Below are 20,902 nucleotides of genomic sequence, written 5' to 3'. Positions count from 1 at the left end.
ATAATTTATGGAGAAACTAACTAAACAAGAAGAAGAAATAATGTTGCAGGTATGGAGTTTAAAAACTTGCACTATCAAAGATGTACTGCAAAAGTTGGAAGATCCTAAACCTCCTTATACTACAGTGGCTTCAATCATGAACAATCTGAAGCGTAAGGGATATGTAGTCGCTGAGCAGCATGGACTGACTTATCACTTTGTTCCGAAGATAGAACAGACGAAGTATAAGTCAGACTTCATGAAAGGCTTTGTTGATAAGTACTTTAAGAGTTCCTTCCGTGAAATGGTTTCCTTTTTTGCAAAGGAGGATAATATCTCGCCAGAAGAACTGAAAGATATTATAAATGAGATTGAAAAGGGGAAAGAGGAGTAGCCGATAAATACGTGTTTTTCTTTTCTCCAACAACAATAAGTTAACGTTTTGATGATAATGTATTTATTGAAATTGAATATTGCCCTTATTCTACTTTTCAGCTTTTATAAGTTGATGTTCACAGGAGATACCTTCTTTTCATGGCGTAGGGCTACGCTTATCGGAATGTATCTTGTTGCCATGTTGGTACCAGTAATGGATTTTTCAGCATGGCTAAGCAACAGCGAAGGGATGACATCTATTGCCAATGAATATGCAACAGTCGTTTTACCAGCTGTGTCTATTTCCTCGGAGGGTGGTGGAGTTCTACTATGGGAGTTGATAGTGTTGATTGTCTATAGTGTTGTTGCCTGTGTCTTACTACTACGTTTTTTGTGGCAGTTGGCTTCTATTATATTGCTAAAGAACAATAGTCAAACTTCTTATATATGTGATACAGAGGTTTATCTGTTGACCGATGACGAAGGTCCTTTCTCCTTCTTTGATTGGATATTCATCAACCCAGAGCGACATAAGAGCGATGAGATAGAGGAGATAATGATGCATGAATTGACACATTGCCAGCAACTCCACTCAATAGACATAATCTTTTCAGAACTATTTTGTATTATCTTTTGGTTTAATCCTTTCGTTTGGCTGCTCAAACGTGAAGTGCGATTAAATCTTGAATATCTTGCTGATAACAGCGTACTTGCTAATGGTAAGGATAATAAAGAGTATCAGTACCATCTGCTTGGGCTAACATATAGGAAGAATGTAGCTACAATATCAAATAATTTTAATGTTTTACCTATTAAAAAACGGATCAAGATGATGAACAAAAAAGAAACAAAGGGATTTTTAAAAGCTAAGTATGCGCTTTATATTCCATTGGTTGCAATGCTATTGGCGGTAAGTAATATCGAGACTATTGCACGTAATGTAACAAAGCTTACGGCAAGTGTTGAACTTCAAAAGAAGCCAACGAAAGAGTCTGAACGAGTATTTACAGTTACAGAAGTCATGCCTACATTTAAAGGTAATTTATATCAATGGCTATCAGAGAATCTTCGTTATCCGAAAGATGCAGTAAGTAGAAAAGAGCAAGGACGTGTTATGGTACAGTTTATCATAACGGCTAAGGGTGAGGTTATTAAGCCAGAGATTGTACGTTCTGTTTGTCCTTCTCTTGATAAGGAAGCCCTTCGTGTTGTGTCAAAGATGCCAGCGTGGAATCCTGGTAGAAATGGTAATAAGAAGGTTGCTACAAGGTATACGTTACCTGTTAAATTCTCCTTAGGCTCGAAGTAGAATATATATAGGTGTAAATTATAGTATTCTAAAATGGTTTCTAATGCTGGGATGTACATTATTTTGTGTGTCCCAGTTTTTTTTCTGGTTCTTTACTTAAATGTGTGGATGGTTACCCATGCTTGCTTCTAACAATAAGTTTGTTCCACATCGACAATAGATTGCATGGTATTTAGTACTTCGCACCATTGGTGTTTACCATCAGCACCATATGTGCGGAGCATCAGCACGACATGTGCGGACTATTATCACGTAGCTTAAAAGTAAGTAAAGAGAGGCGTTGTGGTTATTATTAAGAAGGTTCGTAAGTGTCTAATGGGTAACAAATATGTGTATGTTTTCTCAGACTATATTTCCTTCTTAAATAATAGCGAATGATGAATATTACATATCTCGTGTATAATAGCAGAATATTTCAGTGTAAGATGTATTTAAATAGGATACTCAAATGACGAAAAGAGTTTATTTATACATAGAATGAATAATTATTGTATTTTATGTAGAAAGTTAAGAATTAAAGCGGTTCTGATGTGATATTTTTACTAAAATATAACAAAAATAGGATAATTTTTGGTTGTTCTAACAGAAATGTATATCTTTGTATCTGAATGTCGGAGATGACATTAAAACTAACTATATAAACGTTATCTTAATCTACAAGCAGCTGGGAGAATTCTCAGTGACATCTAAATGTCAAGTATGTAATTGATGAGACCCTTGTGTGATATGCGATTATCAACAAGGGTCTCACTATTTTGATGCTTTGTTAGTCGACGGGTGTTAGTTCGCCTGTACGTGAGTCTATGATAAAACCACGTACACTAATGTCTTTCGGTACGAGTGGGTGTTGCTGAACAGTGCTCACCGTACGGCGTACGCTTGCCTCTGTGTCATGAAAACCGTCCAAATATTCGTTTAGATTAATCTGCTGCTCAGCTTCTTTGATAGCTTCGTCCGTGATTCCACGCTCACGCATCAAATGTAGGAAATGGTCTGCATTCATGTTGCAAGCACCACAACCAGAGTGATGGACAATCATAACCTCTTGACAACGCAACTCATAGATTGCCACAAGAAGAGAGCGCATCACAGAGTCGTAAGGAGTAAGAATGGTCCCACCAGCGACTTTGATAATCTTTGCATCTCCGTTTCTTAAGCCGAGTGCATTGGGTAGCAACTTCGTCAGACGGGTGTCCATGCAACTGACAATAGCTAACTTCATATCTGGTTGCCCAGATGTAATAAAAGGTTCGTAGCCTTTTTCAGCCACAAACCTTTTGTTATAAGAAAGTATCTGATCTATCATAATTGAATAATTATCTTACGACTTTTCCACGATAATAGGTGTCAAATGCATCTTCTGCATATCCATCTTTGAGTACTTTGAAGCTGGAACTGCTGGCGCCACTTACCTTGTTACCCATATAATAGACTTCGAATGCGTCTTTACCATATCCCCAACCTAAATCCTTGAAGCTGCTTGCGCTACTGCTAATCTTTCGTCCATTATAGAGGACTGCATTAGAAGTAACGATGTAACCTTCATTATAATAAGGGTCGTACTCATCACGAGGATTAACTGGATAGTTGCCAGAATAATCGCCAGGATAGCCACCTTGATAAACACTTCCTGGTACCTTTAGACGGAAGGTCATTGGGTCAACGAATGGAAGAATCTGTCCTTCAAAATAAACGTTATATCTATCTTTTGCATAACCATACCCAAGATCAACGAAGGTGCGTATGTCTATTCCCATAACTGGTTGACGACCATAGAATACACCATTCTTATTGAAAGAGTAAGGACGTACTTGACGTGAAGACTGTGCTGAAGCACTGAGTGCAAAGACTGTCATAAGGACTACGCAACTAAGGCGAAGCTGGTGATAAAAGTTCTTCTTTCCCATAATTATCTTTTATTAGTTATTATCTTAATTGTTATACCGCAAAGGTAATAGGAATTGTTCATTCACTTCATGGAATTACCCTAAAAGAAATTAGGGGAACACCTTTTTTGTTGTCGGGACTTCCGATATGAAGAATTGTCTTTTGAAAAGTGAAGACTCTTCCATGTACATCGTGGAGTGAATTATTTACCTCTTCATAATGAGAACCTCATTAGGTAGAGTAGGGTTGAGGGTGTTAAGCAAGTTCAGCCAACTCTAACCAACGAAGTTCTAACTCGTCCAGCTCATCTTTTAAGATAGGTAGACGTTTGCTCTTTTCTGTAAGTTCGTCTACAGAGAGATTACCAGAGCAGAGTTCTTCTTCAAGTTGTTGTTTCTCTTCTTCTAATTGTGCAATCTTATCAGAAAGCTGTTCGTATTCCCGCTTCTCCTTGAAAGACATCTTACGCTTTGTGTTGTTACGATAATCCTTCTTCTGTTCGTTTGCTGTTGGGCTACTATTCTTTGTTGGTTTCTGCTGTTCTTCTTCCTTAGACTTCATCTTTTGAAAGTCACGGAACTGCGTGTAGTTACCTGGGAAGTCTTGAATCTCTCCTTCACCTTTGAAAACTAAGAGATGATCAACAACCTTATCCATAAAATATCGGTCGTGTGATACCACGATGACACAGCCAGGGAAGTCTTGAAGATACTCCTCAAGAATTTGTAAGGTCTGAATATCCAAGTCGTTGGTAGGCTCGTCGAGTACTAAGAAGTTCGGATTTTTCATCAAAACCGTACAGAGATAGAGCTTGCGTTTCTCACCACCAGAGAGCTTGTACACATAGTTGTGCTGTTGTTCTGGTGAGAAGAGGAAGTAGTTGAGGAACTGTGAAGCCGTCATATGCTTCCCTCCTCCAAGGTCGATATAGTCTGCTATGTCTGTGATAATATCAATAACTTTTTGATCATCACGGAACTTTAAGCCTTCTTGTGAGAAATAACCAAAGCGCACTGTCTCACCAATATCAAACTTACCACTATCAGGTGCAACCTCTCCAAGTAGCATCTTTACAAAGGTTGACTTGCCAGTACCATTGTTACCAACGATACCCATCTTCTCAAATCGTGAGAAGTTATAGTAGAAGTCGTTCAGTATTATCTTTTCATCAAACCTCTTTGAGACATATTGACACTCAAAGATTTTACTTCCGATATACACACTTGATGACTTCAAACGTACCTGTCGTTCTTCAATTCGCTGCTTAGCTTTTGCTTCTAATTCATAGAAAGCTTCCTCACGATAGCGTGCTTTGTGTCCACGAGCTTGTGGCATTCGGCGCATCCACTCTAACTCCGTACGATAGAGGTTGTTTGCACGTGCAATCTCAGCGCGGGTGTTGTCGATTCTCTCTTGACGTTTCTCTAAGTAATAAGAGTAATTGCCACGATAGGTGTATATCGCGTTGTTGTCTAATTCTAAGATAGTATTACACACGTTATCAAGGAAATAACGGTCGTGTGTCACCATAAAGATGGTCTTGTTACCACGAGAAAGGTAGCCTTCTAACCATTCAATCATCTCTAAGTCAAGGTGGTTGGTGGGCTCATCAAGTATGAGGAAGTCTGGTTCCAATATAAGAACATTTGCCAAAGCAACGCGCTTCTGCTGTCCACCACTTAGTTGTCCCATAGGCTGATCTAAGTCATAGAGCTTCAGCATGGTGAGGATTTGCTTTGCCTTTAGGAGCCTTTCAGGATTTCCTTCATGGTTGAAACAAGCATCCAATACGCTTTCTTCTGGGTCGAAATGCGGACTTTGCTCTAACATTCCCACTCGCAAGTCATTGCGATAGATGATAGAACCGCTGTCATAACCCTCTTTTCCAGTTAGAATAGAGAGTAGAGTAGACTTTCCTGTACCGTTTTGTGCTACGAGTCCAACATGCTGTCCTTCTGCAATAGAGAAAGAGATGTCTTTAAAGAGGACCTGTGCACCGAAGCTCTTTGTTAGATTTTGGACATCAAGATAGGGTATCTGCGCCATAAAGTCCTATTATAAAGTCTTATTGATTTCTTCAATATAGTTTAATACCTCTTCTCTTCCAGTCTTGTTTTCAGCTGACGTAATGAAGTAAGGAGGAAGTTCTTCCCATCTATCTTGTAGCTTTTTCATCCAAAGAAGGGCGTTTGACTTAGCCTTGGCAGGTGATAGCTTGTCTGCTTTTGTAAAGATAATAGAGAAAGGAACATTGCTTTCACCTAACCAGTCAACAAACTCACGGTCTATCTTCTGCTGTTCATGGCGGATATCAATCAGTACAAATACGTTCACAAGTTGTTTGCGTTGGAGGATATATTGAGCAATCATTTGCTCCAACTTATTTCTTACAGTCTTTGAACTTTTGGCATATCCATAGCCTGGAAGGTCGACTAAGTACCACTCGTTATTGATAATAAAGTGATTGATAAGTAGCGTCTTGCCCGGTTTTGATGAGGTTTTTGCCAAGCCCTTATGGTTACAAAGCATATTGATAAGGCTTGACTTTCCTACATTTGAGCGTCCAATAAAAGCATATTCTGCCTTTGTATCTTCTGGACACTTTGACAATGAAGGTGAAGATATAGTGAATTCTGAATTCTTGATAATCATATTTTGAAGAGTATGTGATATAATCAGCTTTTCCTGCAAAGTTACTAAAAAGTTAATAGCTATGAATGGTCAGTTGATAGTTTTTTCGTATTTTTGCAGAAAATATGCTGCACTCGGCAAAGTTGAAGCAAGCTTCTTTTACTCTTGTCGATGCGTTTGTAGATAACTGATGTGTAAATGAAACAAATCAATTGGGGATTTATTGGCTGCGGTGAGGTGACAGAAAAGAAGTCTGGACCTGCGTTCAATGAAGTAATGGGTTCGCATGTTGTCGCTGTGTTTAGCCGTAGCGAGTTAAAGGCGCGTTCGTATGCTGAGCGTCAGGGTATACGGAAATGGTATACCGATGCACAGGCTTTGGTAGATGATCCTGACGTAAATGCAATATATATTGCTACACCTCCTTCTGCCCATGCAACCTTTGCTATCATGGCAATGCGTGCCAGAAAGCCTTGTTATATAGAGAAACCTTTGGCGGCTTCTTACGAGGATTGCGTGCGTATCAATCGTGTGTCAGAGCAGACGGGAGTACCTTGTTTTGTTGCTTATTACCGTCGTTATCTTCCTTACTTTAAGAAGGTAAAAGAGATTGTTGATAGTGGTGAATTAGGTAAGATACTTACGGTGCAAGTGCGTTTTGCCGTTCCTCCACGCGATTTGGACTACGAAAAGAACGTGCAACTACCATGGCGTCTACAATCACATATCTCCGGTGGCGGTTATTTCTATGACCTTGCTCCTCATCAGCTCGACCTACTACAAAACTTATTTGGCGTTATTATCAAGGCGCATGGCTACACAGCTAATCGTGCGGGGCTCTACAATCTCGAAGATACGGTAAATGCTGTCTTCCGTTTTGAGAATGGTTTAACAGGTAGTGGTGCTTGGTGCTTTGCAGCTCATGAGAGTGCGCGTGAGGACCGTATAGAGATTTATGGCTCAAAAGGCAGACTATCCTTCTCTGTTTATACTTATGCACCTATCCACCTCTGTACCAGTGAGGGTGAAAGAGATATTGAGGTCGCTAATCCTCCATACGTTCAACTCCCTATTATTAAGTCTGTTATTGAGGATATGCAGGGTTATGGAGCGTGTGATTGTACGAGTATTAGTGCAACTCCAACCAACTGGGTGATGGATCGCATCCTCGGAAAGATATAGGAAAAGCCCTTGAGGGTATTTGTTTTTGTTTTATTAATTAGATGAAGCTAACTTTCAACGACTACTTGGTTCTGTGTTTCCTCCTATTGTTTTTAGGAGGAACAAAGGCTTATGCGTTTTCAACAACGACTCTATCTGATAGCTTAGAAGTTAGGAAAGATAGTGGTGTAATTCCTCCAAGCAAGCAGTCAACAGACTCTGTGCGATGGATGCGCAGAGGTGAACCTTCACGCATTTTTAAGCAGAAGGCGGGTAAGGGCGGTGGCTTTTTCCAGCATTTCAATGAGATAGACACTTCTTATATTGAGCCTCAGAAGTATAATTTTGCTTTTATGTTGCAGAATACAAATACCTATGAGGTGTATCGTTTGAGTAGTTCGAAAGAGCAAAGTATTACCTTTGCACCTGAAGCTACGGTACGTATAGGACCTTATTTCGGTTGGCGTTGGATATTCTTGGGTTACACACTCGATATAAAGCACTTAGATTTCTGGAACAAGAACAACAGTTCTCGACAAGAATATGATTTAAGTTTATATAGTTCGATGCTCGGACTCGATATTTATTATCGTAAGACAGGCAATGATTATAAAATCAGACAGTTGTATCTTGGGAAGGATATTAACACAGATGCGATACGTGGCACTGACTTTGGTGGATTGACCTCAACCATTAAGGGTTTCAATCTTTATTATATCTTCAATCATCGTCGATTCTCTTATCCAGCAGCTTTCAGCCAAAGTACGATACAACGTCGTTCAGCAGGTAGTCCGCTGTTGGGCATTGGCTATACGCAGCATAGCCTTGATGTCAATTGGGGAGAACTTAATAGAGTCATCTCAGATCGTCTTGGTAGTCAGGTTCCTACCAATCCGATAGACAGTACATTGATGTTTAGTGAGATTAAGTACACTGATATTTCTATCAGTGGTGGCTATGCCTATAACTGGGTTTTTGCTCGAAACTGGGTCTTGGCAGGTTCACTTTCGTTGGCTTTAGCTTATAAAAGTAGTAAGGGAGACGTTACTCAGCGTACCTTTTCTATCAACGATTTTAAGTTTAGTAATATTAACGTTGATGGTATTGGACGCTTTGGCGTGGTGTGGAACAATAGCAAATGGTATGTTGGTATGAGTACTATCCTTCATGCCTATAATTATCGTCGCAGTAATTTCTCTACCAATAACTTCTTTGGAAGTATTAATCTCTATGCAGGTTTTAACTTTGGAAGAAAGAAGGAGAAATAGAATAGACATTGTTAGAGCATTAGTAGTCTAACGATATGTTGTTTTTTGAATTAAAACTTATTAATATGACACTAAAATATTCACTTATATTCTCTGCTCTCTTTGCTTTCTCTGCTTGTGGTGCAAAGCCCGAACAGAAGGCAAAGACACAGCAAGTTGCTGACACTGTTGTGACATCAGAGCAGATGGCAAGTGCTGTTCCTGAGGCATCTGCAGCCGAACAAAATGACACACTCCCCACCTATATAGACACGTATACAAAGGCTGATAGTGCTTTGGCTTGTCAGTTGTTACAAGAGTTTGTACCACAAAGACAACAGCTTACCAATGATCAGCTTATTATTAAGATTGCACGAAAGTTTATTGGGGTGCCTTATGTTGCCCATACCTTAGATATCAACGAGGATGAGAAACTCGTTGTTAATCTTCATGGATTAGACTGTACAACATACGTTGAGGCTGTTACGGCTCTTACACTTTGTGTCAAGAAGGGCGAAACACGTTTCTCTGACTATGTACGTCAGTTAGAACAAGTCCGCTATCGTGGCGGTAAGATGAGTTATGTAAACCGTCTGCATTATTTCCATTGGTGGTTGGAAGACAATGAACGAATGGGTTTTGTCAGAGAGATAGACACGCCTAATCCTCCTTTCACAGCTGTTCAGACGTTGAAAATCAACTATATGAGTCAGAACGCAAGACTCTATGAAATGTTGAAGAACAATCCTGAACGCGTGGCTGAACTTAAGAAATTGGAGGACGCTACTAACGGAACAAAGCTACGCTATATCCCTAAGAGCCTGCTTAACAATAGCAAACTACTTCGAGGAGTAGTGCGAGATGGTGACATCCTTGCGATTGTAACCAGTAAGCGAGAGTTGGATACGACACATCTTGGCTTTGCTGTATGGCATAAGGATGGACTTCATCTCATGAATGCTTCTAATCTTAGGAAGAACGGCAATAAGGTTGTTGACCCTGCAGAGACACTCTATAATTATATGATGGCTCGTCCAGCTAATCTCGGAATACGTGTTGTGCGTATTCAATAATAATGCGTACAACTTACGAAACAATCCTTTCTATCTGATTGTCATTTGTTTCCAAGATGATGAATGATGGTGGTAAAGCGTTTGTTTTAGTCCCTTTTATACTCGTGCGGACGTCCCGCACGGATGGTGCGGAGGCTTAGCACGAAGTGTGCGGAGGCTTAACACCATTACAAAATGTCGTTAAAAGATATCCAACTTGTTGTTGGAAGATAGATTGTGCATGGTAGAAGAGTCCTTTTAAGTTCATCGAGCAGCTATAAATAAAAATGCTCTGGCAGAGAACTTAATAGTCCTGCCAGAGCTTTTTCTTACTTTTTCATCTTAGCCTTGCGGGCATACTCAAAGAGCGCTGCAGGCAGATGGCAATAGCCTGTTGGGTGTTTGTCAAGATAATCTTGATGATATTCTTCTGCTGTGTAGAAGTTCTTGAGCGGTTTCACCTCAACGGCAATCTTTCCGTTAATCTGCTTTTGCTCCTTTTCAAACACCTTTTTGATCGTCGGGAGGTCGGCTGGATCGGTGTAATAAACGCCTGTACGATACTGACTACCACGGTCATTTCCCTGCTTGTTTATGCTTGTTGGGTCGATAGACTTAAAGTATAAGCCCAATAAGAAGTCCAAACTGATAACCTTAGGGTCGTAGGTGATGTGCACAGCCTCGGCAAACTGCGTCTTATCTGTGCAAACCTCTTCATATGTTGGGTTCTTGATAATACCGTTGGCATAGCCCACTTCGGTAGCCGTAACGCCTTCTATCTGTTTAAGGTAATGCTCTGTTCCCCAGAAACAACCACCTGCCACGTAAATTTCTTTCATTGGTCTAACTAATTTTATATAGGCTCCGTAGCCTTTTGCTTTCATCTCTTCAAGTGGAATGAAACGTAACGAAGCACTGTTGATACAATATCTTTTGCCCCCAGTCGCTGCTGGTCCGTCATCAAAGACGTGCCCAAGGTGCGCTTTGCCAGTCTTACTTCTCACTTCCGTACGTACCATGCCATGTGATGTGTCAGTATGATTTGTAACGACCTTCTTATCAATTGGCTTTGAAAAAGCTGGCCAACCGCATCCAGAATCGAACTTATCAGTAGAAGAGAACAGTGGTTCGCCAGTTGTGATATCTACATAGATACCCTCTCTGAACTCATGATCATACTCGTTGGTGAAAGGTCGTTCGGTGGCAGCCTGCTGTGTTACAGCATACTGTTCGGGGGTAAGCATCTTTCGTAAGGTGGCATCGTCGGGACGTGTGAATTTCGTCTTAGGAGCGATGATAGAATCAGTTTGTGTCATAGCTGTCTTGGTTTTGTTTGTGCAAGATGCTGTTCCTGCCATCAGTAAGCCACAAGAGGCAGCTTCAACAATGGTCGGAAGAATCAGTGTGCACAATATGGATAAAATGTTACGCATAGTTTGTTGTGTTTATAAATGTGATTAATAAAAAAGCAAGAGATAATAAAGGGTGCGTCAAAATCCAATTTGCTGGATTCTGAAACACCCTTCTTTATATTTGTTTTGTTTACAGCTTCTGCAAGAAACGGTCAACCTCAATAGCTGCCATTGCACCTGTACCAGCTGCTACGACACCCTGACGATAGGTTGGGTCTGCCACGTCACCCGCAGCAAAAACACCCTCGATATTGGTTGCTGTAGACTTTGGTTTGGTGATGATAAAGCCGTGATCGTCCATCTCTACCTGACCTTTGAAGAGGTCGGTGTTAGGAGTGTGACCAATAGCCAAGAAGAAACCATCGATGTTGATATCGAATTTCTCCTCGTTCTCCTCACCCTTGAAGCGTACCAAATGTGCTCCCTCTACACCGTCTTCACCAAAGAGACCGAGTGTGTTGGTATTGTAAAGAATCTCAATATTCTCCTTCTCTGTCACACGCTTACGCATAATCTCTGCTGCACGCAACTGAGGTTTACGTACAATCATGTAGACCTTCTTTGCCAAACCTGAGAGATACATAGCCTCTTCGCAAGCAGTGTCACCACCACCAACAACGGCTACGGTGCGCTTACGATAGAAGAAACCGTCGCAAGTAGCACATGCACTCACACCCTGACCACGGTATTTCTCCTCATCAGGTAAGCCCAAGTACTTTGCACTTGCACCTGTTGCGATGATTACTGTCTCAGCTTCAATCTGGTTGCCACGCTCATCTTCGAGGTGGAATGGACGACTGCTGAGGTCTGCCTTTACGATAGAACCATCGCGAAGGTCAGCACCATAGAGCTTAGCCTGCTCACGCATCTCTGACATGAGTTGGTTAGCATCGATTCCTTCGTGGAAACCTGGGAAGTTTTCTACAATGGTTGTGGTGGTCAACTGACCACCTGGCTGCAGACCAGAATAGAGTACTGGCTGAAGATTAGCACGTCCAGCATAAATCGCAGCAGTGTAACCTGCAGGGCCGCTACCAATTATAAGGGTTTTTACTTTTTCCATATCAATATATTGTATGTTGCCCCTTAAATAAGACTTAACTTCTAAGCGGGGCTTGATTAATATTTTTGTACTTATTACAGAACAAACATTGTGCCAAAGAAAGACTATTCCTCTTATTCCATTGGGAATAAGCCAAAGAGTCGGTCATCAATCATATCTGTGACACGTTTGAAGTCTTGTGGGTTGTCTTGGAAGTCAGTTGTGTCACCATCGACAATCATCAGATGTCCTTTGTAGGTCTTAATCCATTCCTCATAACGCTCGTTGAGACCACGGAGGTAGTCAATACGCATTGTTTGTTCGTAGTCACGGCCACGTTGTTGTATGTGATCGATGAGACGTGGGATAGAACAACGGATGTAAATCATTAAGTCTGGCAGTTTAACTAATGAGAGCATCAAGTCGAAGAGGTCGGTGTAGTTGTTGAAATCACGCTCTGACATCAATCCCATATCATAGAGATTCGGTGCAAAGATACGTGCATCCTCGAAGATAGTACGGTCTTGGATAATCGTATCCTTTGATTGTGAGATCTCTACAACATCACGAAAACGCTTGTTGAGGAAGTAAATTTGCAGATTGAACGACCAACGAGTCATGTCATTATAATAGTCTTCCAAGTACGGATTGTTGTCGACTGGCTCGAAATGAGCTGTCCATCCGTAACGTTTCGCGAGCATTTTGGTGAGTGTTGTCTTGCCTGCTCCAATATTTCCTGCGATTGCTATATGCATAATATATGTGTATCTAATTGCCCACCTTACGGTATCTCCTAAAGTAGGAGTGGTTGATATTGGCGTTGTGAGCTTATAATTTCTTGTTGTTTTGTCTGTATTAAATCCCTTTCAGTACTTTGAGACTCTGATTTTTATGTAGGGTAGGGATTCCATTATCTGTATTTAGAATAAGCCAAAGAGCTCTCTGTCTATCTTATCAGTAATGAAACCAAAGTCTTTTGGGCGATGTTGATAATCGAGGTTGTCGACATCTATCGTCAGAACACGCCCTTTATACTTCTCTTTGATAAACTCTTCATAGCGTTTATTGAGGTTCTCAAGATAGTCCAAAGGCATCTTCTGTTCATACTCTCGTCCACGTTTCTCAATGTTAGAAACAAGGTGACTGACCGAAGCACGAAGATAAATCATCAGGTCAGGGAACTGAACAGCATCTGTCATGTCCTCAAATAGCTCCATATAAGTCTCATAGTCACGATCATCAAGATTACCCATGGCATAGTTGTTTTCCGTAAACACGTAGACACCTTCATAGATAGAGCGGTCTTGTACTACTGACTCATCACTCCGACTTATCTCAAGCAAGTCCTTAAAACGCTCCTTTAGGAAGAATACTTCCATAGGGAACGACCAACGCTTAATGTCCTTATAATAATCTTCTAAGTAGGGATTATAGTCAACAGACTCAAATCTTGGCTTCCAACCATAGCGTTTGGCAAGCATTGTTGTGAGTGTTGTCTTACCGCTACCTATATTTCCTGCAATTGCAATGTGCATAACATAGTGTCCACATGTACATCTCTGACTTTCTCAGTGATAGACAAAGCCAGAGATGTCAGTGGAAAATATCGTTTATATTTAGAATTGATTTCTTGCCTTACCTACACAACCATCTGGCATCTGGATATGTAACATCGCGCATACGGTTGGTGCGATATCTACGATATGTGTCTCCATATTACTTGCACCATGCTTCACGTTCCATCCAAAGAGGAGGAAAGGAATGTGTGTGTCGTATGGGAATGGTTGTCCATGTTGTGTTCCACGGAAGTCAGGTCTGTCCTTACCACCGAAGAATTGTGGACGTGTTACAACACCAATCTCACCTGAACGGCCACGGAAATAACCATTCTGCATACGCTCCTTTATCCAATTAGGCATTGTTGTCTCGCTTATTTTCTCCTCGTCAAAGACGTAGAGGAACTGTGGATCTTTCTTCAACCACTCTACAGACTCATCTATAATCTCCTGCTTCTTCTTACCAGCAGCAGCGATAGTAGAGTCATTAAAGTAGAATTGGTAGTTGTCTTCACCCATTACAGGACTGATACCAAACTTTCCTTGCAGATAGGTATTGAGGTCTTTAACAGTCTGCTTATAATCCCATCCGCCTGCTGGAATGTGGTGCTCATGCATGTAGTTATAGTTGTGAGCAGCACCATGGTCGGCTGTAAGGAAGAGCAGATAGTTGCCTTCACCCACCTCTTTATCAAGCACCTTAAGGAACCATGCCAAGTCTTTGTCTAACTGCATGTAAACTTCGCGATTCTCCTTTCCACGTGTAGAGAATCTATGTCCGATGATATCTGTTGATGAGATACTCACTGTAAGCATGTCTGTTTCTTTCCCTTTACCGAGTTTCTCATTCTTCAATGCAGCCTCAGCCATCTTGAAAGTCATAGTAACGCCCTGTGGAGAACCCTTGATATCAAAATTAGGGTCTGTGTGATTCTTTGCATTAAAGTCCTCAACCCACTGTGGAAGTTTATCCATGTAGAAGGTAGAAGATACAAAGCGACCTGCTGAAGTGTCCCACCAGTAAGCGGCATCGGCTGCATGACCAGCAGGAAGGATTGATGCGCGGTCTTTCAATGCTACACCAATCACCTTTGAACGGAAGTCTGTTGCAACTTGAAGCTCGTCACCAATGGTGGATGTAAGCATACGGTGAGGGCTCATCTGACCTTCTTTACTATCAGAACCAACACTCTTCACGGTATTATCTTCGCAGCAGTAAACACTCTTATCGTCTTGATAGAAAGAATTACCAGCAATACCAGTGAAGGCAGGAATAGAGCCCGTATAAACAGAACTATGTCCGATTGCAGTCACTGTTGGCGCATAGTTGATATGTGTATTCTCAAAAGAGAAACCTTGGTTGAGCAATCTTTTTAAGCCATCATTACCATATTCATTATTATAATAGTAAAGATAATCCCAACGCATTTGGTCGACAACAAGACCAACCACCAACTTTGGTCGTTGTATCTGCGCATTCGCTGCTGCTGCAATCAGCAATCCAGCTACAAGAAAAAGCAGTTTTTTCATTTTAGGTCATGTGTTTAAATTATCTTGCAAACTTACAATATTTTTTTTAATTTCTCGACTTTTTTGTCTACTTTTGCACTTGTCGGAATGATATTAAATACAAACAAGAAACATGAAGAATATTATCATCGCAGATAATCAAGATATCACACAGGCTGGAATGGCTTATGTGCTTTCTAAAAGGGATAATATATCTTGCCGCGTGGCAAGGGATAAGTCTGAGTTGATTCTTCTTTTAAGCGATTGGCCCGAAGCGGTTGTGATATTAGATTATACCTTGTTTGATATTTCCAGTGAGTCAGATCTACTGAATATAGGACAGCGTTTTCCGCTTGCTCATCTCATATTGTGGAGTGAGGAGTTGAGTGTCGACTTCATTCGCAGCCTTGTTAATGCAAGCAATCGGATTAGTGTGCTTATGAAGGACGCCAAGATGTCTGAAATAGAACAATGTCTTGACTATGTGTTGCAGGGGCAACGTTTCCTTTCTCAGCACGCTACTAACATGATTTTGGCCCCTACTGCGTTAGTTGATAAGGAGATTGTCGCGTTGACAAAAACAGAGACAGAGATTCTTAAAGAGATTGCTTTAGGTGCTACGACACGTGAGATTGCTGAGAAACGTTTTTCTTCTTTCCACACGGTCAACACACATAGAAAGAACATCTTTCGTAAGTTGGGGGTGAATAATGTTCATGAAGCTATCCGCTATGCGATGCGTTCGGGATTAGTAGATGCTGCAGAATATTACATTTAAGGTATGTCTTGTTAAACCCTAATCATCTTTCCCCTCCTTCTCTTGATTTGAAAGGATAGAAATTTATGCGCATGAATTGCGAAATATATTTACACTTATGCTTGTCTATTTGCCCTAATCTCACCTAAAAAATACCATCTTTTGTTGCTTTTGTAACTAACTTGAAATCAAATGGTTATAAAACATAATTGTAAAAGGTGCTTAATTGGACTTCAAAAGGGCGTTAGTAACGTTGCTAAAGGGCATCTTTAGCAAGCCAATTGGGCGTCTTTTCGAACCCAATTAAGCATCTATTGATTTTTAAGTAGTGACTTTTTTATTACAATGTGGTTTGAATTGATGTTTTTCTTGAAGCCACCTTATAATGTTGTAGACTCCTTACAATGTAGGTTGATGACAACAGAAAGAGCCATATCAAACACTGTTAGCGTGAATCGATATGGCTCTTTTCGTATGTGTAATGACCGAAAAAATAATTTTAGTTTTGGTCTGCTAACTCCTTTTTGCTAAGCTTGGTTGCAAGAATGAAGTAGAGAATCAAAGCAGCGTAAGCCACAAGTGAGAGAAGTTCTGAAAGATGATTCTCCCACCATGATGAGTAATCGAACTCGATACCACCAAACTTCAGTAGGGCAGAAACGACACCCATCAACGCACCACCAGCAATGAAGCCTGATGCTAAGAGGGTACCCTTATCGCCACGTGTCTTGTTGACTGCTTCATCTTTAGAACGAGTGGTTACATACCAGTTTACAGCACCACCCACCAAGAGAGGAATATTCAACTCTAAAGGAATGAACATACCCAAAGCGAAAGCTAAAGCAGGAACCTTGCAACGGTCGAGGATGAGTGCGATAACTGCACCAATGCCATAGAGAACCCAAGGTGCACCTTGTCCACTCATCAATGGTTTGATAACAGCTGCCATTGCGTTTGCCTGTGGTGCAGCCAACTTGCCAGAGTTGAAGCCATATGTCTTATCCAAGACAATCATCACACCCGCTACTGTTGCAGCTGAGATAATCGTACCAAGGAACTTCCATGTTTCCTGCTTCTTAGGAGTTGTGCCGAGCCAATAGCCAATCTTCAAGTCGGTGATAAATGAACCTGCCATAGAAAGCGCTGTACAAACAACGCCACCCATCAAAAGGGCTGCCAACATACCAGCGTTACCCTTCAGTCCAACTGCTACCATAACGACAGACGCAAGGATGAGGGTCATCAATGTCATACCAGATACTGGATTGCTTCCTACAATCGCAATGGCGTTAGCAGCAACAGTTGTGAAGAGGAAGGCAATGATGGCAACGAGAAGAATACCCACAACTGCATGCAGCAGGTTGAAGTCCATCACACCAAAATAGAAGAACAGGAAGGTGATGATGAGCGTGGCAATACTTCCGAAAGCAATAATCTTAAAGGAAATATCACGCTGTGTACGGAGGATTTCTTCCTGTCCACTGCCTTTACCTTTCATCTCGCGTGCAGCCAAACCAACCGCACTCTTGATGATACCCCATGACTTGATGATACCGATGATACCTGACATCGCAATGCCACCGATACCGATTGAACGAGCGTATGACTTAAAGATAACTTCTGGTGCCATCTGTCCTACGGCTGTAGTGATTGACGGGTCCCATTGGTTCAGTACGGTGTCTGGGAAGATGAGTGCCATACCTGGTACGATAAGCCACCATACTGTCAGCGAACCAACACAGATAATGAAGGCATATTTCAGACCGATGATATAACCAAGACCGAGGACGGCTGCGCCTGTATTAACCTTGAAAACGAGTTTAGCTTTGTCTGCTATCGTCTCGCCAAAGCCAATCATACGACTCGTTACATTCTCATTCCACCATCCAAAAGTGGCAACTGTGAAGTCATAGAGTCCACCTACAAGACCAGCGAGGAGAAGAGGTTTTGCCTGACTTCCACCTTTCTCGCCACTCACGAGTACCTGTGTGGTAGCCGTTGCTTCAGGGAAAGGATATTTACCATGCTGGTCCTTAACAAAGTATTTACGGAAAGGAATCAAAAAGAGAATACCCAAGACACCGCCTAAAGCAGCTGCAATGAAGATATTGAAGAAGTCGGCTTCCAACTCAAGCATATAGATCGCTGGCATAACGAAGATACCTCCCGCAACAACAGCACCTGAACAGGCTCCGATACTCTGGATAATGACATTCTCGCCTAATGCGTTCTTACGCTTTGTGGCAGATGATACTCCAATAGCAATAATGGCAATTGGGATTGCAGCCTCAAATACTTGTCCAACTTTCAAACCAAGATAAGCTGCGGCAGCAGAGAAGAGAACTGCCATGAGAATACCCCAAGTGATAGACCATGGGCTTACTTCACGATAGGTCTCTTGTGGAGACATGACTGGCTTATACTCTTCGCCATCTTTCAACTCCCTAAAGGCATTCTCAGGAAGGTCAATGTTTTGATTCTGGTTATTTTCCATTGTTTAATAGTATTATTTGCTTGCAAAGATAAATAAAAATCATTTATCTTGTACCAATTCAGCATAAAATATTATCTTTGTCAGTATGAAAGAGATTAGACCTATTGCTTTTTTCCGTTCTCCCTTGACGTCAAAGTTTGGTATTCCTCGGCAAAGTGGACTGGCTGACAATCTGGTGGGTAAGATTGTGTTTGAGCCTCAATACCAACGTGAGGAGGCATTGCGTGGACTGGAAGACTTTGATTACCTGTGGTTAATTTGGGGCTTTTCTGCGAATAAGTCTACTGATGAGGGCAAACTGACTGTTCGTCCTCCGCGGTTGGGTGGGAATGAGCGTTTAGGCGTGTTTGCCACACGTTCGCCCTTTCGTCCAAATGGTCTTGGGCTGTCTTCTGTCCGTATTAAACGAATAGTGGATGGAGTGATTGAAGTTGTTGGGGCTGATTTGATGGACGGTACACCTATTTATGATGTAAAACCTTATATCTCTTACGTCGATAGTCACCCAGAGGCAAGGGGTGGTTTTACTGATAAGAAAGAGTGGAAATTATTGTCTGTTGTTATTGCAGAGGAGTATTCTAAGTTGTTTGATGTAGAGGAACTTGCAGCCTTGAAGGAGGTTCTTTCGCAAGATCCACGCCCACAATATCAACATGATGCAGCACGTGTTTATGGTATGCCTTTCGCAGGGAAGGATGTGAAGTTTAGGGTTGAAGGAGATGTGTTAGAGGTTGTTGGGATTGATTAGAAAGCTATTTGGCTTATTAGGCTAATTAGCCTTATAAGCCCAATTAGCCCAATTAGGCTAATAAACCCAAGAAAGTTATTATCTCAATAATCACCTATTTCTTCTTCAAATATTGTATCCACGCAAAGGGGCGACGATGTGATAGATAATTAAGGTTGTTCATATTCCCATAAGCTTCCCGTTCAAAGGAGAGGTTAAGATAGGCCCGCCCTTCCATGGGTAAGCGTATAAGCCATTCTATAAGATACCATAAATAAAAGGGAAGGATGAGCATTTCTAACATTTGACGTGTATGAATACGCTCGTGATTGATTATCTCCTTCGTTAGTTTAACGCCAGGATGAACAAAAAGAAACCCAAGAATGTTGATTGCATCATAATTCTTGGGCGGTAGATATTTCGTCCGAATAATCTTCATTAATCTGTTTCAATAGACTCAACACGTGGTTTGGAAACCGATGGAGCAATAGGTTGTGGCTCATTAGAAGAAGGCTCGGAGGTGCTGTTCTGATTGTCAGAACTGCCTGAAGAAGCGTCGTTGCTACTACTCTTGCGACTTGAACGATGACTTCTACGAATACTGTTGAATACCTTCTCAGCCTGTTCTTCTTCCTGTTTCTGGGTAGAATCGTTGGCTGTTGTGTCCTTAACAACTGTGTCGAACTTAGCCTTATTGTTGTCTGCTAAGTTTGAATCTGGTTCAATAGCAGTCTGTGTATACTCTGGATCGTTCTTATGTTGACCGTAATAATAGAATCCAAAGGCAACAAGGAAAATTGTTCCAAGAATAATAAAAGCAACCATACCGCGCCCTAAGGTTGGTCTGTTGTCTGTATCATTATTATTCAATGGAGTATTGCAGTAAGGACAATTCTTATCCTTCTCACTCACCTCATTATTACAATTACGACATTTCATATTTCTTTCTTTAGCTTTGATTTCTATCGGCAAAGGTAAAAGAAAAGGTAGAGATGACAAAACGATTTGCCTTTTTATTCGTTTCTTCTTTCTTTTTTGTATCTTTGCAGGGATTTTCAAGAGATGATATAATCATTTTAAAAACAGAAAAGAAGGAGTTTCTCGATATGAAAAAGATATTGATAATTATATGTTTCCTTACTTGTTGGTTGGGTGTTTCTGCCCAAAGTCTGCGTGAGGTATGGATAGAAATGCCTGATAGTATACTGCCTTATTTGAGCAAGAGCCAGCGTACAGAGCTGGCTGACTATGTTGAAATGAAGGCAGAACCAGCCGTCTTGAGTACTTTTGGTGATTCTGTTCGGATTGAACGCATGACCAATAACTATCTTTTATTGAAGGCAAACGAGGCAACACGATTGGAAATCAAGCTGTTGGATAATAACACGTTGGCTTTAGTTCAGACATGGATGGCACCTGCTGCAGAGAGTAAGTTGAGTCTTTTCAACCTACAATGGCAACCTAAAGAGGTAGTTGTAGACTATAAAGCAAATATTGTAAAACCCGAATCAATGAGCGATGAAGACTTTGCTGATTTGAAAACATTGATGTTTCCTCGCCTAAAAGAATATCGATTGTCAGCAGATAACAACTCATTGTCAGTAAGTTGGAACTATCCATTGCTTTCTAAGAAGGATGTCAAGCGTGTCACAGAGATATTAAAGTCGCAGGTACTTAACTGGACAGGAAAAGATTTTCGATAGTAAAAAACGATTGCACATTTGGCAGTTTCTGATAAAATCAGTACTTTTGTGGTCATAAAAT

20 protein-coding genes are annotated in these 20,902 nt (G+C 41.1%); 8 read left to right on the top strand and 12 right to left on the bottom strand.

The features are described from left to right. Positions 1–7: 7 nt before the first annotated feature. Positions 8–373: a BlaI/MecI/CopY family transcriptional regulator gene (locus tag J4861_RS04950; protein ID WP_211816032.1), complete on the top strand. Its 366-nt coding sequence runs from the start codon at positions 8–10 to the stop codon at positions 371–373. A gap of 51 nt (positions 374–424) precedes the next feature. Then, positions 425–1,663 carry a M56 family metallopeptidase gene (locus J4861_RS04945; RefSeq protein ID WP_211816648.1) on the top strand — a complete coding sequence of 413 codons (1,239 nt, stop codon included), beginning with the start codon at positions 425–427 and terminating at the stop codon, positions 1,661–1,663. Positions 1,664–2,429: 766 nt separating this feature from the next. Here the strand turns inward: J4861_RS04945 and J4861_RS04940 are convergent. The 4 genes from J4861_RS04940 to yihA form a co-directional block, all read right to left on the bottom strand. Continuing rightward, positions 2,430–2,969 carry a beta-class carbonic anhydrase gene (locus J4861_RS04940; RefSeq protein ID WP_211816031.1) on the bottom strand — a complete coding sequence of 180 codons (540 nt, stop codon included), beginning with the start codon at positions 2,967–2,969 and terminating at the stop codon, positions 2,430–2,432. Positions 2,970–2,979: 10 nt separating this feature from the next. Continuing rightward, positions 2,980–3,570 (bottom strand): DKNYY domain-containing protein, encoded by a 591-nt coding sequence (locus J4861_RS04935; protein WP_211816029.1) that lies wholly within the window; start codon positions 3,568–3,570, stop codon positions 2,980–2,982. Between the two features lie 235 nt (positions 3,571–3,805). Further along, positions 3,806–5,596, bottom strand: coding sequence for an ABC-F family ATP-binding cassette domain-containing protein (locus J4861_RS04930; RefSeq protein ID WP_211816027.1), 1,791 nt, complete (start codon positions 5,594–5,596; stop codon positions 3,806–3,808). Between the two features lie 9 nt (positions 5,597–5,605). Beyond that, the gene (gene yihA, locus J4861_RS04925; protein ID WP_211816026.1) at positions 5,606–6,202 is read right to left on the bottom strand and encodes a ribosome biogenesis GTP-binding protein YihA/YsxC; all 597 of its coding nucleotides are present in this window, start codon (positions 6,200–6,202) and stop codon (positions 5,606–5,608) included. A 177-nt stretch (positions 6,203–6,379) separates the two neighbouring features. Here yihA and J4861_RS04920 point away from each other — a divergent pair, with 177 nt between their 5' ends. From J4861_RS04920 to J4861_RS04910, 3 genes are all read left to right on the top strand, one after another. Then, positions 6,380–7,363, top strand: coding sequence for a Gfo/Idh/MocA family protein (locus tag J4861_RS04920; RefSeq protein ID WP_211816025.1), 984 nt, complete (start codon positions 6,380–6,382; stop codon positions 7,361–7,363). A 41-nt stretch (positions 7,364–7,404) separates the two neighbouring features. Next, a complete protein-coding gene (locus J4861_RS04915) occupies positions 7,405–8,610 on the top strand; it encodes a DUF4421 domain-containing protein (protein WP_211816024.1) in 1,206 nt (401 codons plus the stop codon). A gap of 65 nt (positions 8,611–8,675) precedes the next feature. Beyond that, a complete protein-coding gene (locus J4861_RS04910) occupies positions 8,676–9,662 on the top strand; it encodes an N-acetylmuramoyl-L-alanine amidase-like domain-containing protein (protein ID WP_211816023.1) in 987 nt (328 codons plus the stop codon). 308 nt (positions 9,663–9,970) lie between these two features. Here J4861_RS04910 and J4861_RS04905 read toward each other — a convergent pair whose 3' ends face one another. The 5 genes from J4861_RS04905 to J4861_RS04885 all read right to left on the bottom strand — a co-directional run bounded on the left by J4861_RS04905 (position 9,971) and on the right by J4861_RS04885 (position 15,181). Continuing rightward, positions 9,971–11,074 (bottom strand): bifunctional methionine sulfoxide reductase B/A protein, encoded by a 1,104-nt coding sequence (locus J4861_RS04905; protein WP_211806513.1) that lies wholly within the window; start codon positions 11,072–11,074, stop codon positions 9,971–9,973. A gap of 109 nt (positions 11,075–11,183) precedes the next feature. Further along, a complete protein-coding gene (gene trxB, locus J4861_RS04900; RefSeq protein ID WP_211816022.1) occupies positions 11,184–12,116 on the bottom strand; it encodes a thioredoxin-disulfide reductase in 933 nt (310 codons plus the stop codon). 113 nt (positions 12,117–12,229) lie between these two features. Then, positions 12,230–12,850, bottom strand: a complete 621-nt coding sequence (locus tag J4861_RS04895) for a deoxynucleoside kinase (RefSeq protein ID WP_004359983.1) — start codon at positions 12,848–12,850, stop codon at positions 12,230–12,232. Between the two features lie 165 nt (positions 12,851–13,015). Next, the gene (locus tag J4861_RS04890; protein WP_004359982.1) at positions 13,016–13,630 is read right to left on the bottom strand and encodes a deoxynucleoside kinase; all 615 of its coding nucleotides are present in this window, start codon (positions 13,628–13,630) and stop codon (positions 13,016–13,018) included. Between the two features lie 81 nt (positions 13,631–13,711). Continuing rightward, positions 13,712–15,181 carry an alkaline phosphatase family protein gene (locus tag J4861_RS04885; protein WP_211816020.1) on the bottom strand — a complete coding sequence of 490 codons (1,470 nt, stop codon included), beginning with the start codon at positions 15,179–15,181 and terminating at the stop codon, positions 13,712–13,714. Between the two features lie 112 nt (positions 15,182–15,293). Here J4861_RS04885 and J4861_RS04880 point away from each other — a divergent pair, with 112 nt between their 5' ends. After that, on the top strand, positions 15,294–15,938 hold the full coding sequence (locus tag J4861_RS04880; RefSeq protein WP_211816019.1) for a helix-turn-helix transcriptional regulator: 645 nt from the start codon (positions 15,294–15,296) through the stop codon (positions 15,936–15,938). Between the two features lie 478 nt (positions 15,939–16,416). Here the strand turns inward: J4861_RS04880 and J4861_RS04875 are convergent, their stop codons facing one another. Then, a complete protein-coding gene (locus tag J4861_RS04875; RefSeq protein ID WP_211816018.1) occupies positions 16,417–18,411 on the bottom strand; it encodes an OPT family oligopeptide transporter in 1,995 nt (664 codons plus the stop codon). Positions 18,412–18,496: 85 nt separating this feature from the next. Here J4861_RS04875 and tsaA point away from each other — a divergent pair, with 85 nt between their 5' ends. After that, positions 18,497–19,159: a tRNA (N6-threonylcarbamoyladenosine(37)-N6)-methyltransferase TrmO gene (tsaA, locus tag J4861_RS04870; protein WP_211816017.1), complete on the top strand. Its 663-nt coding sequence runs from the start codon at positions 18,497–18,499 to the stop codon at positions 19,157–19,159. A 94-nt stretch (positions 19,160–19,253) separates the two neighbouring features. Here tsaA and J4861_RS13350 read toward each other — a convergent pair whose 3' ends face one another. Further along, the gene (locus J4861_RS13350) at positions 19,254–19,577 is read right to left on the bottom strand and encodes a hypothetical protein (protein ID WP_249110741.1); all 324 of its coding nucleotides are present in this window, start codon (positions 19,575–19,577) and stop codon (positions 19,254–19,256) included. Next, on the bottom strand, positions 19,577–20,077 hold the full coding sequence (locus J4861_RS04865; RefSeq protein WP_211816016.1) for a zinc ribbon domain-containing protein: 501 nt from the start codon (positions 20,075–20,077) through the stop codon (positions 19,577–19,579). The genes J4861_RS13350 and J4861_RS04865 overlap by 1 nt, the downstream gene beginning before the upstream one ends. 167 nt (positions 20,078–20,244) lie before the next feature. On the opposite strand from J4861_RS04865, the gene J4861_RS04860 reads away from it, so the two are divergent. After that, positions 20,245–20,841, top strand: coding sequence for a DUF3256 family protein (locus J4861_RS04860; protein ID WP_211816015.1), 597 nt, complete (start codon positions 20,245–20,247; stop codon positions 20,839–20,841). The last annotated feature ends 61 nt before the right edge of the window (positions 20,842–20,902 follow it).

This window comes from Prevotella melaninogenica (assembly GCF_018127925.1).
Taxonomy (GTDB): domain Bacteria; phylum Bacteroidota; class Bacteroidia; order Bacteroidales; family Bacteroidaceae; genus Prevotella; species Prevotella melaninogenica_C.
This window is presented reverse-complemented; position numbering and strand designations above follow the sequence as displayed.